The organism is Cyanobium sp. T1G-Tous, assembly GCF_024345455.1.
Taxonomy (GTDB): Bacteria; Cyanobacteriota; Cyanobacteriia; order PCC-6307; family Cyanobiaceae; genus Cyanobium_A.
Genome location: NZ_JAGQBD010000026.1, coordinates 23,772 through 39,647, shown reverse-complemented (window position 1 = coordinate 39,647; position 15,876 = coordinate 23,772). Strand labels below are relative to the sequence as shown.

Below are 15,876 nucleotides of genomic sequence, written 5' to 3'. Positions count from 1 at the left end.
CGGCCACTGAGCCTTGCCTGACGGCGCCGACGCACCCCTAAGCTCTTTCCCAACGGGGCGTGGCGCAGCTTGGTAGCGCGGGTGCTTTGGGAGCACTAGGTCGCAGGTTCGAATCCTGTCGCCCCGATTGACTTTTCACCGATAGCCCTTCAGCAGGGCACCCAAAAGGCACCCAAACCGTGCTCAATCGTTTGGTGGCTTCCTCTCTTGGCGGCCGCTTTCAGCGTCAAAAGGGCACCGCCCACGCCAGTGGAGCGAGGAAACCGTCCACTTCTCAGGGGCCTTGCATCCATTTCTCACTGAGATTTGGTCGGGGCTTGCTTTGACTGAGTCAGTCATTGCGCAGCCGATTGGAAAAACTGGTGCGCAGTGTTTGCTCAGCAGGCTCTGAACTTGGCTGCCGGCTGCCATTCGCCTCAATCGTCTCCCGGCAGCGGTCAACCAGCTCCTGCCGCAGCACGTCGGGGCTTTCAATGCGAATGCCACCGCCAAAAGCAAACAACCAGCTGCGTAGGTCTATGTCGGCTGCCACGGTCCAGAGAGGTAGGTCCAGCTCCACCGGATAGGGGTGGCTGTCGCTAGGGCCGGGCTCCAGCACATGCGGCGCCTTGGGGTGGTGCCACCAGCTATCGCCAGTCAGCGGCTTGGAGAAGCGCATGTGCTCGATCGGATAGCGCTGCAGCCCCTCGCGGATAAAGGCAAACGCCCAGGGGGCGCAGCAAAAGCGCATGGTGATCAGTGCCTGGCTGCGCCGCTGGGCCGATGGGCTGGCAATCGCCAGCTGCTGCACCAGATCAGCCCCGAAGTAGATGCCGCCGCTGTGGTGCAGCAAGCGCTCCAGCCTTGCCAGGGCGGCGGCTTGCTCCTCTTTGCTGCGGCGCAGGCCGCCATCGCTGCTGCGCAGGGCCAGGCGATCTAGCCGCTCGCTGCGGATCAGACCCTGCTCATGGCCCACCTGGTCTTCCTCGTAGAGGAGATACCAGCCGACGTTGTGGAAGATCAGCTGCAGCGGCCACACCCGCAGCTCGCCAGCAGGGCTGTCGGCAAAGCTGCCAACGCCTGGGTAGCGCTCAAGCAGCACCCGCCTCTGCTCAACGATTGCGGCCTCAATGGCGTCTGCCCGCCTAGGTGCTGCTAGCGAATCGCGCCGCACCAGCTTGGTGTCGACCACCGCATGGCGCGCATAGCTGCGCACTGGCGCCACGCCATCGGCGCTGATCCCCGCCCAGCCCAGCCGCTCATCAAGCTCGGCCAGCAGGTTTTGAGCAGAAGGGTCGGCTAGGCGGCCGGCGCTCTGGCGCAGCACGTTGTGCAGCTCCTGCAACCGCGCCGCTGGCAGCACAGCGGTGCCTAGGCAGTAGCCGTGGCGCACGTTGTCGTTGCGGTTGCGGAAGCCGTAAGGGGTGAGGATCTTTTCGAGGTCCTTACGCAGGGTGGCTGTTTCACCGCTCAGGTAGGAACCAGGGATTGCCTCGGTGGCGGCAATCAGGTGCTGGTGCAGGTTGGCGCCGCGCTCTGCCGGCCGATCAAAGGGCTGCTGCAGCAAATGCCTAAGCAGGGTCATGACCCGCAGGAATACCGGCCCATCGCCCATGGGCGGCAGCCCGCCATGGCTTGCACCCCGTGGTGCGGGCGCCAGCTGGATTGGCGCAGACACCGGCACCGCGCTGCAGAAGCCATTGGCCTCCAGCCAGGCCAGATCACTGCGAATAGCAGTGGCATCGGCAAAACACTGGCCATGCAACTGGCCTAGAAATGCCGCAGCACGAGCGGCCAGATCACCCTGGGGCAGTGGCGAGAGAATCACCTCCAGCTCTTCTGCGCTGGCCGGATCAGTTGGCGACAGATCAGGCCAGCTGCTCAGCAGCTTGATCAGATACAGCAGTCGCTCAAGATCAAGCAGACGCGAGTAGCCGTGGCGCTGCAGCTTGCGCTCACGGTTGGTGGCAGAGCGGATGCGCTTATCAAGCCCGGACAGTTCGGCCTGCAGCACTGGCGTCAGCTCGCCGTGATGGGTTGGCACCACAGCGCAGATCGCCGCAAAGCCCTCCGCCCGGCATGGCCCGAAATGAGGATCAGCAAGGGCAGCGGCCATCTCCTGGATCACCGGCACTGGCACGGTCCGCTCGCGCCGGCTGTTCCACTCCAGGGAGGTGGGCAGGTCTGTGTAGAGCCACCAGCCGATCCATTCGACAGGCGCTAGTAGGGGGAGGGCCTGGGTGATCGCCAGGCGCCAGGCGCGGCGGGCATGGGTGGCATCGACGATCACCGGGATGCCAGCAGCCACGGCCTCTTGAATGCGCTGATGCAGCCGCTGCTGGATATCCACCCACGGTCCCTGCACTGCTACATCACCAAACACCTCAGCGCGGATCACATCGGTGGAGAGCACCAGCGCTGGTGCCTCCCCGGGGCCAGTGAGCAGGGGCGCCAATGCTTTTGCCAGCGTGGTTTTGCCGCTGGCGGGCTGGCCAATCAGCAGGTGGCAGCGCAGGGGCGCCATCGCGGCAGAGGCAACGGGGGACTTCCACTATTTCGCACGAAAAAGAGCATCGCCAGCCTCCGGAGCATTGACGCTGCATTCAGCAACACCTTCTGCCTCCCTTGGCCCACTCCTGCAGCAGCAGCGCCCGCTCCACTCCACGGCGGGCTGAGAACTCCTACGCGCCGCCAACGCCCTTAGAAGACCTGCACATCCTCGACTTCCTCGAGCTGGCTGGCTCCCAAGCCAAGGCAGGAGCGGCCTTGGCGCTACACCAATCGACGGTGTGCCGCAGCGTGCAGTTGATGCAGCAGCAGTTCCAGTTGCTGCCGCACCGGGGATCACCTATCTACCGTCACGGCCACAACACCTGCCTGGGGTACCTGCGGCTGGCCTACAGGGAGCACCGGCTGATGGCTGGGCTGATCCGGCTCGGCACGGACCTGCTGCACCAAAGCCTTTTGCATGGCATGTCGGACGTGCAGCTGGTGCCGCCACGCTTCCGCAGCGCTGAGCATTGGGCTGAGCTGGTGAGCCATGGCCTGCTTGATGGCGCAATCATTAGCTCCTTCTGCTTGGAGCAGCAGCTGCAGTCAGGTCAATCGCCCAGATGGGACGGGCTAACCGCCATGCCGCTAGGGCAGTTGGCATTGCAGCTGGTGGCCACAACTACAGAGGCAAAGCAGGTGTTGCTGCCGCGACGGGGTGCGCTGCCGCTGCTGCATCAAGCCCTGGAGTGGCACGGCCTTGGAGTTGCGCAGCAACCAGAGGCCTGCCAGGAACCTGCCGCCTGGCTTAAGCGGGCAAGGGACCGCAAGCTGGCGATGCCCATCTGCGCTGACCTACTCGGGCCTGGCTGGCTAGAAGCCAATGCTCTGATGCCGTTAGCAACGCAGCCACCATTGATCGAGCAGCTATGGCTGCTACTACCCCGTAGTGCGGCGCACAGCAAGGCAGCACGGCTTTGTCTGCGGTTGCTGAGGGTGCAGATCAATCGGGCTCAAGGAATGCAAAAGCTCCATTGAATACCAGAGCTGAGCAGTGGATTGGCTGGCAGGTGCTGATAAGCGCTGCACACTGCACTCAGTTGTTGACAGATTCCTGTCCCTGGATCTTTCACTGGGAAATGCAACATGCTGATCACAAGCCAGGAGGGTTTCACTATCGGAGTAGTGATTTCCCCTGATGCAGAACAGCTCAGATAAGCCCCACATACACCGGCTGAAATCACTGCATCCGGCGGCTCTGGCGTTCCTCGCCATGCAGGACGGTGTGCCAGTGGCCCCGTCGCCAATGGGGCCGGCGAGGAGCGCTACTGCTGCTGGCGCCGCTCGAGCTGCCCGGTGAGGTTGCCCTAGTGGTGCGATCAAGGCGGAAATCCTTGCCGATCCACACCGGGCCCCAGGGGCTTGCCGCGCCGGTGTCGTCCGCTCCGCCAGCGGAGAAACCCTTGCCCCTTGGAATCTTGGCGGCGGGACCGGTGGTGAGCAGTTCCTACGGAAGGTGCGCTGCGGCTGAGCCCTAGCCTCCCGGAAGGGAATTGGCACCTGCGATGACGCTTGGCTGTTCCATGCTGGAGGCCGCCTCGATGGGTTCCCTTCATGTCACGCCACCGATACCGCCAAGACCCGCTACCGCTGGGAGCGGAGGGCCCCTCCTCTGAACTGTTCAGACCGGAGCAGCCAAACCCGCCGGGCCTACATGTGGTGGAGCAGGATCAGCTGGATGTGGTGCCGCTGGGGCCTCTGTTTCAGAAGGAGGGCGGGACTTTGAACGCTCAGGGAACTCGATATTGAATCTGAAAAGGGGACATCTCAGGTCAGTGAGGATTCACCTATGAAAAAGTCCCCCTCCTTGCCATTCAGAGTTGCTCCATCAGCCTGAGTCAAGCCGATGCAATGATCGGTTGCCTGGCATCTGATCAGATAGCTCCCGGCCTTCGAGGAAGGGACAACTTCATAGCTCTTGTTCTGCCAGTGCACCATGAGACCTTCGTCAATGGCTCTGTAGATCTCAGCAAGCTTCATATACTGGAAGGCGTCAGAGATCGGAATGGCAACCGTATAAAATCCCATAAGGACGCCTCGAAAATTAGCAACCCCTCGTGTACCAGACCATGAGACTCTTATGCTCAGATGGATTGGATTGTAGAGCCGTCATCGCAAGCGGCAATTTTTTTGTGTTGCCCATAGGATAAAGCCAGCTTGTCCGGCGTAGACAGAAACAACCTTGTCATCGGCGATAGCCCAAGCGGGTTCAACTCCCAACACTCAGGCCAATGGTACAATTGTACCGCTTTGGGCGCAGTCTGATGGCAGCAGTCTCGCTGAGTGAATTCCGGGCGACGCTACGGCTCACCTGGGTCGATGCCGAGGGTTGTGGAGAGAAGGTCTTCAGTTACTGGAACAACGAGGCTGTTACTTGCGAGAGCTGCGACCGAGAGGAGGTTCTGCATATTGTGCGACGGCATAACGGCACCTTCTATCTCCAGATCGCCAACGTGGTACGAGAAGGGACTCTCGAGGAACTGGAGGCGGCCCTTCACGCTTGGGCGTTGGACGAAGGCTGGTTTGAATGACTCGGGCTGATCCCTTCCAGGCATTTGCTCCAGGGGGTGAAGCGTGGGTAGGCCGAACGATCCAGGCGCACACGGCCACTTCCCTTAAACCAGCACTGCATCTAGTGTCCAACTGTTATCCAGCCCCGATGACGACACCACTGACATGGGTTTCCACGCCAGCCCTGGGACAGGGAAGGGCCAGTGGCGGCAGTGCGGCATCCGAACTGTTCGAGGGCGGAGGAAGCCAGCGCCGGAGATCCCTGCTTGAAACCCTGGTTCGGGAGATCTGCCAGAACAGCACGGATCAGCGCATCGGCGCTGGAACTGCCGAGGTGTGCTTCGACCTCATTCTTCTCAGGGGGGAGGAGCGGCTTGCTTTCCTCTCGGCCATTGATTGGGAGGGGCTGCGCCCCCACTTGGCTGCCGTGCGAGGGGCCGGCGGAGCGGCACTGACCCTGCGGGCTGGTCTTGCAGCGATGGAGGCAGAGACGCTGGTCTGCCTCCGTATTAGTGACTCGGGCACGTCAGGCCTGAGCGGGGATGACTGGGATGAGGAAGGAAACTTCAGGCGACTCTGCGTCCAAAACTTTTCTACAGGCGAGGAGACTGGCCGAGGCGGCAGCTTCGGTCTCGGCAAGGCGGTCAGCTGGATGCACTCCCGCCTGCTCACTGTTCTCTTCTCCTCATCTGTCCAAGGCATGGAGGAGAGGGGGCTGCGAGTGTTTGGACGCAGTGAGTTGCCGGCTCACGAATTCAATGGAGAAAACCTACTGGATGGGGCTTACCTCGGCGTAGCGGCCGAACGCGATGGGATCCGCGTGGCCTTGTCGGACTGGCGCGTAGCCGAAGCTGCTCGCCCCCTCCAGCTCGAACGGGCAGGCCTCAAGGGCTCTGGAACGTCTCTTCTAATCCCGGCTTTTCATGAGCCTGACCGTGAAGATGTCGGGATCCTCGGGATCCGCGATCCTGAAGAGCTTTGTCGGGATCTGACGGATGCAGCAGCGAAATGGTTCTGGCCCGCCATCAGCTGGGGGCGTCTGACCGTCAGCTCCCGCCTGCTCGTCTCCGGAGAATCAACGGCCCGTTATGAGAGCCGGGCCGAAGTGAAAGGGCTATGGGCGCCATTTCTGGCTGCCTCTCGAGTGGAACCCGACGGCAGACCAGCACTCGTCCCTGGTGATTCGGCGGCCATCGACATCACTGGGTTTCCTCTCCCTGCACGAATCCAGCCGGAGGACCGTCCAGAACTCCTACACAAGCATCAGCAGACCGTGATCAGGGTGGGAGTTACTCGTGTCTCCCCAAGCGAGGCTTGTCTGCCCTGCCGCTCCACCATCGCGATGATCCGTGGTGCCGGGATGGTGGTTGATTATGCAGAAGGTCTGCGTCTGCACGACGGAGGCAGCTACTGCGCTGTTGCCCTTGTGGGATCGGCCCTTCATCACACACCAGCCTCCGAGGCACTGGAGATCGTCCCGGGATTGGCAACGGATGCAGAAGAATATTTCCGGGCTGCCGAACCGGTCACCCATGACGACTGGCTGCCCACCACGCGCCGGTTGCGGGAGAGCTACGACTGGCGTGGATCCTCAGGTCGTCTGAAAGGACTGCGGGGTGAGATCCGGCAACTTCTTCAGAGACAGCTGCTCAGTGACGATGAGCCGGCACCGGATGCAGGACCGGAACTCTTGATGCAGATGCTCAGCCTGGGAGAGGCTGCCTCACCCGTTGCCGCCGCGAGGGTAGTGAATTCTCGCTTGGAGGTGCGGATTGATCGGGAGGGATCGAGGTTCGATCCGGAACGGGGCGGTTGGTTTGTGCAGGGTGAGCTGGTCCGTCATGGCCGTACCGATGGACCTGCGACATCAGGTCTGAGCTTTCGCAGCATCGCGGATTCCGGCCAAGGCGAATCGTGGCGGATCTCGGGACTTGAGATCCATGGTTCCAGCAAGAATCTCAGCATGGATGATGGTGACGGTCGCAGATTTGTTTTTTCCGTCGACAGTGGATTTTCCGCTGTTCCGTTCCGGTGTCTGGTCTCACCGCCTGCGGGCGTTGATCCGGCCTTGACCGGTTTCCGTCAGGGAGGCTGAAGCAATGGAATTTCTTCCCTGGCAGACCGTTGATCTTGATGGTGCCTTCCGGGTCACCGCTCCGGAGAGTATCGCCGAGGAGGTGATTCAGGAGGTGAGCAATGCCGTCACCTTCCGTTTCCGAGAGGATCTGGAGAATGTGAAGCTCGAAATTCTTCTCACTCCGCCCTGGGGCTGGGAAGATTGCCTCCTGCCTCATGAACAGGATGATCCCCCGGCTCAGTTCGTCTGCCGTCTGATCAGCCGCTCCACCGGGCGACGCATCGTCATACCTCTTGAACATGACGGACTGGGGTTGTGGTTCGCGGAAACCGCCTACACAGCCTTCATCGATGGCGAGGAGATACGTGCGGAAGCCCTGCTGCTGAGGACCCGCGCACCTGAATCACCGATGGACGGTTATGGCTGTCTGCGTGGCCAGATCCTCGGACGAAGCAGGATCCATCTCGTTCGCTTCACAGGTCGCACCCGTTCAACGGAGCCACTGTTTCATCTCCGCTGGGAAACCTTCCCTTCAGGGTTTCAGCAGCAGCTGTTCAGGATCCTGCCGGGTGAACCACCCACGATTGAACTGAACGCCGCCGTGAGCGCTCCGCTTCGCCGGCTGTTGATGAACCGCGGACGTCGACGCAACGGCGGTGCGCTGCTGCGAGACGCTCTGTTCTGCAGCATCTGTGCCACCGTCTGGCCCGTCCTTGTCTCCACTGCTTTGCATGATCTCGAGAGGGTCGTCACAGCTGACTCAGGCTGCGTTCCCGAGGAATCGATCGAATTGATCAGTGCCTGGCAGCGTCGCTTGCTCGGGCTTTTCGCTGCAGGCCTTGCCGGCGTTGATCTCCCCCCTTATGCCGCATTGCCTCTGCTAGCCGAAGAGCTCAGGCGGCCGGGTGGCTTCACCGCTCTGATGCTCCGTCTCCCCCTGCTGGTTCAGCAGGAAACAAGGCTGGTGAGGCTGGCCGAAGCAATGGCGGAAGGCGCTCACTTGGAGACTGATTCTGACGCATCTGCTTCAGCGAGCGACATCACGACTGAACCCAGGGTGGAAGCGGCATGAGGAAAGATCTTCACAGGCTGCAGAGCCCCATCAGTGACCAGGGTCTGATCGAGGCGCTGCGATTGGGCAGGGATCTGCCTGTGATCAGTCTCTCCCGCTCGATCGATCTGCGTTCGCTCGACGAGGTGATCGGTGAGATCACCGAAAATGGAATCAGGGAGTCTGCTCTCGATTCTCATCTAGTCGAACCACTCCACCGCAGCCTCAGGGATCTGGACGAATCTCTGAAAACCGACATGCGGATCTGGCACTGGCTCACCGTGGTGCGCTATCCGGACGTTGTATGGCTCCGATGGCGGGGTTCGGTTCCGTCAGATCCGGAGGAAGGGTTCGTAACAGGAAACGGCCACAGGCCGGTTCCTGCTGTTCGTTTTCTAGGCACGCCTTCGATCAATGGTCATGGCCGCAATACCTTTGCGCGACTCTTTTTCGCTGCCGAGCGCCTGATCGGCAGTGAAGGCAATGATTACGCCCTCGTGCGGAGACTGTTCAGCAGCCAAGAGCTCCACCTTGGCCTCAGTGACCGTGAATATGGCCTGCTCCCAACGGTTAATAGGGTTCTGACCCGTGAACTCGCTGATCTGCCTGATCTTCTCGTCCGGTCTGGTGTCCGCAGACTCAACGCCTTGGGTGGCTCCGTCTGTCTCGACCATCTTGAGGAGGAAGAAATCAGTTTGCTTCTTCACGATGATGAACGGATGAGGGAATCAACCTGATGGTGAGGAGTCTGATTCCGAACGACGAACATCGCCTCAAGGCCCTCAAAGGGCCTGAGCAGGTTCTCGAACCCAACTCGGGGAGCTGCAGTCTCGAGGAACTGCCCCGGCACATGCGTTCGCTTCCTAAAGACTCGCCGCTTGCTGTGGATCTGTTCTGCGGAGCAGGTGGCCTGAGCCTGGGGCTCCACCGCGCCGGATTCGAGGTAGTGCTGGCCTGCGACATCCGTCCAGACTCGATCGCCACCCATCGCCATCACTTCGGTGGCTGCTCCGAGCAGTGTGATCTCAGCGACTCGGAGGTGCTGGAGGAGCTCTGCAGGCAGCTGAATGCCGGCGGGGAAGTGGCGCTCGTGGCTGGGGGGCCACCCTGTCAGCCCTTCTCGCGCAACATCCGCTGGCGAAAGCATGACGACGACGTGATTGATCAGCACAACGAGCTGAACCAGGGGAGGCGGGAACTGTGGGAATCGTTCCTTGCCGTTGTGGAAGGCGTCAGGCCGCGGGCGTTCCTGATGGAGAACGTTCCAGACATCGCCCAAACAGGTGATCAGGAGGTGTTCCGCGGGATCGTGAGCCGTGCCGAATCACTTGGCTACCGAGTGCACGCCCGCATCGTGCATGCCTGGGAATACGGCGTTCCTCAGCTCAGGCCAAGGCTTTTCATCGCCGGCACAAGGCTTCCGGATGGCAGTGGAGCCCGATACAGCTCACCACTGGAGTGGCCGGCGCCTTTGTACGGGCAGATGGAGGAGGGCATCAGCCTGGATGAAGCGATCAGTGATCTGCCTGAACTGAAGGGCGACTGGTGGGAGGAATGGGAGAAGACTTGTCCCTACGGCGGCCCAACAAACGACTATCAGCAGCTCATGCGGGACTGGCTTCCCGTGCGGGAAGGCGAGGTGCACGACCACATCACCCGCAAGGTTCGAGGCGATGATCTGGAAACCTTCCAGCTCATGCGGATCACAGGGCTGAAGTATCACCAGCTCAGCGACGAGCAGCGCCGCTATGCCGTCACCAGCCGGGCCGAACGCGAGGGGCGAGCCACCCGCCGCAAGGAACGGGAGGGAAGCTTCAGCAACAAATACAACATCCTCAAGGCTCAGGAGCCGTGCCTGACCGTGACGGCTCATATGTCGAAGGACGGCTACTGGTACATCCATCCTCAGCAGAACCGGACCCTTTCGATACGGGAAGCGGCAAGGGTGCAGTCGTTCCCCGATGGCTTTCGTTTTCACGGCACACCCTCCAACCGGTTCCATCAAGTGGGTGAAGCAGTTGCTCCCCTTGTGGGCGAAGCACTGGGAAGGGCCATGCTCAGGGCCATCAATCAACAGACCGATGAATCGGGATGGGCTGATCCGGATGCGATCCGCGATCTGCTGCTGCACTGGTATCGGGAAGAAGGTGTGGTGTCGCTACAGCCCTGGGCACGCCAGAAGGAGAGCGGTGAGGAGATCCCTGAAACACTGAAAGCCTGGAGAGTGTTTCTCGGCGAACTGCTGGTTGGTGAACTGGAGCCTGATCGGCAGGCGCCGTTCTGGAAACGGGTGCAGCAGAGGTGGCCCGATCACGAAGCTTTCCTGCAGGATTCAGAGCCGCACAGACGGCGAACCTTCCGCAGCCTGCATCTGGAGAAAACGGAGGATCTGCTGCAGCAGGTAGCGATCCAGCTCCGCGAACAGCTCGACTGGCGCGAATGGGTGCGAACTGACCTCAAAGGGCTGGGGCGTGACCGCATCCGCCAGTGCCTTGCGATGGTGGGCATCACCACCGATCGCAGCTGCAGCGTCGGGCTGGGCCGCATGGTGAGCAGGATCACCGGGAGCGGACGCCTGGAAAAACTGAGCTCGCGCCAGCACCGGGAACTGAACCTCGGCCTGATGCTTGGTGGAGATCAGGACGGAAAGATCTACAGAGCGGCAGTCGCAGTGGCGGAGCGCTGGTGTCAGCCGGAAGCACTCTGTGATGGTGGGCCGTCAGGAAGCAGTGACGCCTGCCCCCTCTGCATCAGCAGGGTCTGCTGTCAAGGGAGGGACGGAGATGTCTCCGTCCAAGTCGCCTGAGCGACCTGAGACACTTCAACCGCATTGATCGGGGCCACATTGCTACCGCTGATGCCCAGCCAGAGGCCTGCACAACGGTTCAGCCCCCCACTACTGATCATTGTCCTCAGGCATCGGCTCAGCACCCCCCGAAAAAATGCTTCTGACTGCACCGAGCAGTCGCCCCCCCCTTCCACGACCTCGGGCGGCGTAGCCGGAAGCCAGGTTCTCGGGCTTAAACCGGCCCTCGCAGTTTCTGAACGCCCCACTCACAACGTTGCTGAGCTGATCGTCGTCAAGGAAATCGAAGACCGTCACGATGCCGTAGGCACACAGATCCTTGATGGCCTGCCGGTACACCGATTGCTGCTGGCTGAGCCCCCATCCACTCGCTGTAAGCCGCGCCCTCATCCGGAGCAATTCCTCAGCAAGGATACGAGCAATCCGAGGGGAAGAGCTCAGTGAGGGTCGTTCAAGGATGGCAGAGAAGTCATCCTCCTTCAAATGCCGAATCAGCCCGAATCGATCGGAGTGCTGCGGCCCTCGATCAAGGCAGAGAACCCGGCGGTGAATGCGCTGAAAGGTGTTGCGCCCTCCTCCGAGGAAGCGTTCATGCTTGAGCAGATTGCCCTGTGTCTCCGAAACCCACCGCCAGCAAGCCACCTCGGGCAGAACGATGAGAGTCAGGTATGTCCACCAGTCTCGGCGCGTTGTCTCCGCAGTGACGCCGGACCGCCCGGTATCAAGTGCAGACCAGCCCGCGAACCACTCGGCGACCTCAGCTTCGAACCTGGCGTAATCACGGTTGCGCGTGCTGGTTGGAGGCTGATCGGGGAAACCGAATTGCCCGGCGATGGCAAGGATGGCGTCACGTACCGTTTGCAGCTCCCGATCAGGGAGCCGGTCTCCACCGGAGGCCTGGTAGAACCTCTGTGGATGGTCAAACCCCGTAAAGCAGCGGTTGGCAGGATCGGCGTTGAACAGCTCGATGAGCTGCTCGGCATGGGGCCGCGGGATCTGAGGGAACAGCCAGCTCACGAGACCACCTCCATGAGTGCGAAGGCCTGGCAACGGGCGCGGAACACCCCAGGCCGGCTCAGCATCTCCTCGCGGAGCATCGGCACGGTGAGCACTGCACCGGCATCCTCCCGCAGACCAGCCAGCCAGCCGGCCGCCACCTCGCCGATGGAACCCTCCGCATAGATCTGCCCGGATTTGGGGTCCAGCGAGTCGTCCCCAAGGATCACCTGCAGCACGGTGGCGACGATGTCGGCCTGAAACAGACATTCGAGGGCACGGTCCTTTCCGGAATTCAGTCTCTCGATCACGTCAGCGTGATCACTGTTGAGATAGACGAGCAGGGTGCCGAGCAGACTCTGATCGAGATCACTAATCAAGCCGACGTCGACCTGCCAGAAGCCTGGATTCAGCTTCTGCTCAGCGAAGCTGACAGGGCGCACCGGGAAATTCGCGAAACTGCCCTCCAAGGGAAAGCTGAAGGCATGCCGGAACAGCACGCTGCCGGCCCTGAGCTCAAAACCAGGCACCGTGCACGAATCGACGGTGATCAGCAGGTGCAGGGTGACTTTCTCGATCAGAAGGCTGGAATCGAGGTTGACGGTGATGCCGGCGTCCCGGTCGATGGCCCGGAGAGGCTGCCGGAACGCCGTGAAGCGGTTCCCCGTGATCGGTGAAGGGCCAGTCTCGACGAGAACGGCGAGGAATGCATGCTGCAACGCCTCATTCAGCCCACAAGCCTCGAATACATCATCGAACGCAGGCCAGCCGTCAAGGGGTGCATGCAGAGCCAGAGGCAGCTCGGCATCCCAGGCATCAATTCCATCCCTGAGCGGAGTGAGCTCATCACCACAGGTGAGGAACCATTCGGGATCCTTCAGAACGGATGCAGGCAGGACCGGGTAGGGATAGGCGACGGGCCTCATGCGTCCACCTCCGCTGGGATCTCCTCGCAGCTGATGTCGAGGCCGATCGCCACGTAATCAGGCATGGACACATCCACGCGAATCAGGGTTCCCGCAGCACTGCCTGGGATAACGAGGGAATCGGAGACATCGACAGCTTCACCTGCAACCTCGATGGCAGTGACAGCCGGCTTCAGGCCGTTCGGCGCCGACTCCTCTGTGCTGGATACGTCCGCCTGAATCGTGGGTCTGATCGACACCTTCGCGTGGGAGGCTGGATCCCCTCGAAGCGTGAGCTCGAAGGAGGTCAGCACGAGGCCGTCCTCGATCCGGGTTCCGCATGGGATGGGCTGCGACAGCCGCAGCTTCCGCTTTCTTGTGCCTGGTTTCCTCGGATTACGGGGTTCAGCGCCGGCACCGCCCCGGCCCAAGCCGATCAATGCTGCGCCGATCCGCCTGGAAAGCGATGCCACCGAATCGCCCTCAGTGGAGCCCGCCTGTTCAGGCCTGTTTTGCCTTGTCCGATCGAGCCTCTCATCCTTGAGTCTGTTCAGCGCTGCCTTGACAATCCTTGTCTGCACCCATGAGAGGCGTTGGCTGGTTTCCCAGTCGTCATGGGCCGGTGGTTCCGACAATGCGAAGGCTTGCTCGATCTCTGGTTCATCCGAACAGCGGAACACCCCGGTCCATTCAGTGCCGTCCACCTCAGCCACAGAGCCTTCCTCGTAGCGAACAACAAGTTCGGCAGGGCGCAGAAGCGCGATATGCGCCATCGCATCAGGAATCAGCGCTGAATTGCCGAGAACAGACCGCCATTGCCGATAGGGAGTCAATGCCCCGGCCTTTCTCTCTGAAACGAAGAGATACCCGGAAATTGTCCTTGGCTTCTGTGGTCCCACAGCATCCTCAGGAAGTTGCTGCCTCGTCCGGCGCAGTGATTCAGCAAAACCGCACAGCTGAGGCACCGAATCCGGATCCGGAGGGCTGAAATCCTCCCCGAAGCAGTCGATCGTGATGCGCATGGGCGCCCTGCCATCGACATCACGAACCAGTTTCGGCCAGCACCACCAGAGCAGCATCTCCTGAAGTCGGAATCCGATGCGGCGACGCACTTCATCGGTGAGGCCACCTGCCGCCGGCCCGCCCATAAGATCAGCAAGATCATCAAGACGGGGGTCGAGCAGCATGAGCGAGGTGCCGGTGGCCCCTGTCTCCCGGCTGGAGAAACCAAGAGATTGAGCGATCGCAGCTGCATCTCCATCAAGGGCGGGATCAACGAAATCGGGAATCTCGGTGCTGGGCACACCCCACCAGTGCCGGCCTGTGTAGTGGCGACCCTCGTGATTGAAACTTTCCCCGGCGGCATGGGCCAGAAGCCTGCGCTGCTCTCGGCCTTCAAAGTCGGTGAGGGTATCGACGACAAGAAGCTGAGGGCCACTCATCAGATAGAAGGAGGACTTACCGAATCCGTAGGTCCCCCCTCCCTGCTCCACATCCCTGGGTTTGCCGATATTCCTGAGGAAATTGGCGAAGTCACCCGCATCGTCTCCATCGGCGCGGGTGGGTCCACCAAGACCAACGGTTCCACGATCGCTGATCTCCATTAGCACCGGAGATTCAGCGCTGAAGAAATGATCAAGCCCCCTGCGGACGGGGCAGGACTCACCTGTGGGTCGATCCGTGAAGAACTGCCTGTACGCCTCCATCTGCTCAGGAGCAGGTGTGAAAAGGCGTACGGCGTAATGGGGCTGGACGCCCTCGATCCCACCCGCATCCCAGCTGTTCTGAAGGCTCTCGCGAATCAGCATCTCCGTGGCGGAGAGCTTCTTCGGGCGGCCCATGGTGTTGAGGAGGCCCTCAGCGGTGATGGCCCCCGAAGGAGGATTCGGTTCGCTCTGCAGACGGATAGGGTCAGTCACGTCGCATGTACCTCGCTGACAAGACAGTTCAAGAGTGCTAGCGAGTCAGCTTCAGTAAGTCTGCAGCTGACGGCATGCTGAAGAGCGATGTCGTACCGGAGGGATGAAATCGCAGCCGGCAGTTGACCGGCCTCGAATGTCGACGGACGTATCCGGGGGAAAGCGTTGTTGACCGAGTAAATGGTTGACGCAACAGGCGAATAAGCCTGTTCCTCCCACAAATCACGCTGCGCGGTGTCATAGGGGGTCTGTGCGATCAGATCCATGAAGCCCTCCTGATCAACGACATGCCTGAGAACCATGTCGATCAGCCTTGGGACATGCAGAGGACCTGAGGGATTGGGTTCCACGGAGAGATGGCGAAGGAAAAGGCGATGCCCGTTCATCGGCTCGAGCTGATCAAGGCCATGCACGGTGATACGAGGTGCATCACTGGATCGACCCGTTTTGCATTCGATATCGACATCGGCAAAACTGAAATCGACATTGGTTCCCCTAAAACCGATCCAGGATCTCCAGTGGTTGGGTTCAATCTCCACGAGTTGGAGCAGAAGATGCAATTCACCGATGAGGCCGATGATCACCTCCTCAGCAGGAAGATCGCCCCGGCTTCTTGCGAGAAGCCGTCGGAACTCACGCACCGCGTCCCGGCATGCATCGGCAGCCGTTGAACCCTGAACGAGCCGCTGGATCACCCGCTCGATCAACTTGTCGAACACCGAATTGAGCTCATCCGACATGCAGTCGATACGTATGAAGTGCTCAATCGCGCCTGAATCAGCGGTTCTCGAGTCGTGGCTTGTCCGAAGAGCAGCAGTTTTCAACTGAGGAAGAGAGGCGCCGGGTGATGCAAGGCGCAGAAGCAATCCTCGAACCCGTGATTCGTCATGACAGAGGAGCACGGAACGGCTGGGCAGATCCGGTACTTCCAGTTCCACGACAAGTAGGTTGCATTCCTCAGGGGAACGGGTCTGCAGTGTGCCCCAGTAGGTGGAAAGATCGATCGGCTCGGTCATGATCATCAACTCGTGAAAATATTGTCGAGGCAAGGGGGAATCTTCGGAACCCCTGAATGGGGCATC

General features: G+C 60.9%; 12 protein-coding genes and 1 tRNA gene. 8 read left to right on the top strand and 5 right to left on the bottom strand.

Annotated features, from left to right (window positions below; translation table 11 throughout):
* Positions 1 to 53: 53 nt before the first annotated feature.
* Positions 54 to 127 (top strand) — tRNA-Pro (locus KBY75_RS13145).
* A 204-nt stretch (positions 128 to 331) separates the two neighbouring features.
* Here KBY75_RS13145 and KBY75_RS13140 read toward each other — a convergent pair.
* Positions 332 to 2,503: an AAA family ATPase gene (locus KBY75_RS13140; protein WP_255024229.1), complete on the bottom strand. Its 2,172-nt coding sequence runs from the start codon at positions 2,501 to 2,503 to the stop codon at positions 332 to 334.
* A gap of 101 nt (positions 2,504 to 2,604) precedes the next feature.
* On the opposite strand from KBY75_RS13140, the gene KBY75_RS13135 reads away from it, so the two are divergent.
* The 7 genes from KBY75_RS13135 (at position 2,605) to KBY75_RS13105 (ending at position 10,974) form a co-directional block, all read left to right on the top strand.
* Positions 2,605 to 3,507 (top strand): hypothetical protein, encoded by a 903-nt coding sequence (locus KBY75_RS13135; protein WP_255024228.1) that lies wholly within the window; start codon positions 2,605 to 2,607, stop codon positions 3,505 to 3,507.
* A 245-nt stretch (positions 3,508 to 3,752) separates the two neighbouring features.
* Positions 3,753 to 4,007, top strand: coding sequence for a hypothetical protein (locus KBY75_RS13130; RefSeq protein WP_255024227.1), 255 nt, complete (start codon positions 3,753 to 3,755; stop codon positions 4,005 to 4,007).
* A gap of 786 nt (positions 4,008 to 4,793) precedes the next feature.
* Positions 4,794 to 5,060, top strand: coding sequence for a hypothetical protein (locus KBY75_RS13125; RefSeq protein ID WP_255024226.1), 267 nt, complete (start codon positions 4,794 to 4,796; stop codon positions 5,058 to 5,060).
* A 314-nt stretch (positions 5,061 to 5,374) separates the two neighbouring features.
* Positions 5,375 to 7,135: a hypothetical protein gene (locus KBY75_RS13120; protein WP_255024225.1), complete on the top strand. Its 1,761-nt coding sequence runs from the start codon at positions 5,375 to 5,377 to the stop codon at positions 7,133 to 7,135.
* Positions 7,136 to 7,139: 4 nt separating this feature from the next.
* Positions 7,140 to 8,189: a hypothetical protein gene (locus KBY75_RS13115; protein WP_255024224.1), complete on the top strand. Its 1,050-nt coding sequence runs from the start codon at positions 7,140 to 7,142 to the stop codon at positions 8,187 to 8,189.
* Positions 8,186 to 8,905: a DUF6339 family protein gene (locus tag KBY75_RS13110; RefSeq protein WP_255024223.1), complete on the top strand. Its 720-nt coding sequence runs from the start codon at positions 8,186 to 8,188 to the stop codon at positions 8,903 to 8,905. The genes KBY75_RS13115 and KBY75_RS13110 overlap by 4 nt, the downstream gene beginning before the upstream one ends.
* On the top strand, positions 8,905 to 10,974 hold the full coding sequence (locus tag KBY75_RS13105) for a DNA cytosine methyltransferase (RefSeq protein WP_255024222.1): 2,070 nt from the start codon (positions 8,905 to 8,907) through the stop codon (positions 10,972 to 10,974). The genes KBY75_RS13110 and KBY75_RS13105 overlap by 1 nt, the downstream gene beginning before the upstream one ends.
* A gap of 90 nt (positions 10,975 to 11,064) precedes the next feature.
* Here KBY75_RS13105 and KBY75_RS13100 read toward each other — a convergent pair whose 3' ends face one another.
* Genes KBY75_RS13100 through KBY75_RS13085 form a run of 4 tightly spaced genes read right to left on the bottom strand, consistent with a single transcriptional unit; the run spans position 11,065 to position 15,810 of the window.
* Complete coding sequence (locus KBY75_RS13100; RefSeq protein ID WP_255024221.1) at positions 11,065 to 11,991, bottom strand: DUF6339 family protein; 927 nt, start codon at positions 11,989 to 11,991, stop codon at positions 11,065 to 11,067.
* On the bottom strand, positions 11,988 to 12,896 hold the full coding sequence (locus KBY75_RS13095) for a hypothetical protein (RefSeq protein WP_255024220.1): 909 nt from the start codon (positions 12,894 to 12,896) through the stop codon (positions 11,988 to 11,990). Before KBY75_RS13095 ends, KBY75_RS13100 begins: the two co-directional genes overlap by 4 nt.
* Complete coding sequence (locus tag KBY75_RS13090; protein WP_255024219.1) at positions 12,893 to 14,794, bottom strand: hypothetical protein; 1,902 nt, start codon at positions 14,792 to 14,794, stop codon at positions 12,893 to 12,895. The genes KBY75_RS13095 and KBY75_RS13090 overlap by 4 nt, the downstream gene beginning before the upstream one ends.
* Positions 14,791 to 15,810 carry a PD-(D/E)XK motif protein gene (locus tag KBY75_RS13085; protein WP_255024218.1) on the bottom strand — a complete coding sequence of 340 codons (1,020 nt, stop codon included), beginning with the start codon at positions 15,808 to 15,810 and terminating at the stop codon, positions 14,791 to 14,793. Before KBY75_RS13085 ends, KBY75_RS13090 begins: the two co-directional genes overlap by 4 nt.
* Between the last annotated feature and the right edge of the window lie 66 nt (positions 15,811 to 15,876).

What these genes read in the sequence shown, in the direction of transcription:
- KBY75_RS13095 (WP_255024220.1), bottom strand. Translation starts at nt 12,896, where the DNA reads ATGAGGCCCGTCGCCTATCCCTACCCGGTCCTGCCTGCATCCGTTCTG.
- KBY75_RS13125 (WP_255024226.1), top strand. Translation starts at nt 4,794, where the DNA reads ATGGCAGCAGTCTCGCTGAGTGAATTCCGGGCGACGCTACGGCTCACC.
- KBY75_RS13110 (WP_255024223.1), top strand. Translation starts at nt 8,186, where the DNA reads ATGAGGAAAGATCTTCACAGGCTGCAGAGCCCCATCAGTGACCAGGGT.
- KBY75_RS13115 (WP_255024224.1), top strand. Translation starts at nt 7,140, where the DNA reads ATGGAATTTCTTCCCTGGCAGACCGTTGATCTTGATGGTGCCTTCCGG.
- KBY75_RS13105 (WP_255024222.1), top strand. Translation starts at nt 8,905, where the DNA reads ATGGTGAGGAGTCTGATTCCGAACGACGAACATCGCCTCAAGGCCCTC.
- KBY75_RS13140 (WP_255024229.1), bottom strand. Translation starts at nt 2,503, where the DNA reads ATGGCGCCCCTGCGCTGCCACCTGCTGATTGGCCAGCCCGCCAGCGGC.
- KBY75_RS13085 (WP_255024218.1), bottom strand. Translation starts at nt 15,810, where the DNA reads ATGACCGAGCCGATCGATCTTTCCACCTACTGGGGCACACTGCAGACC.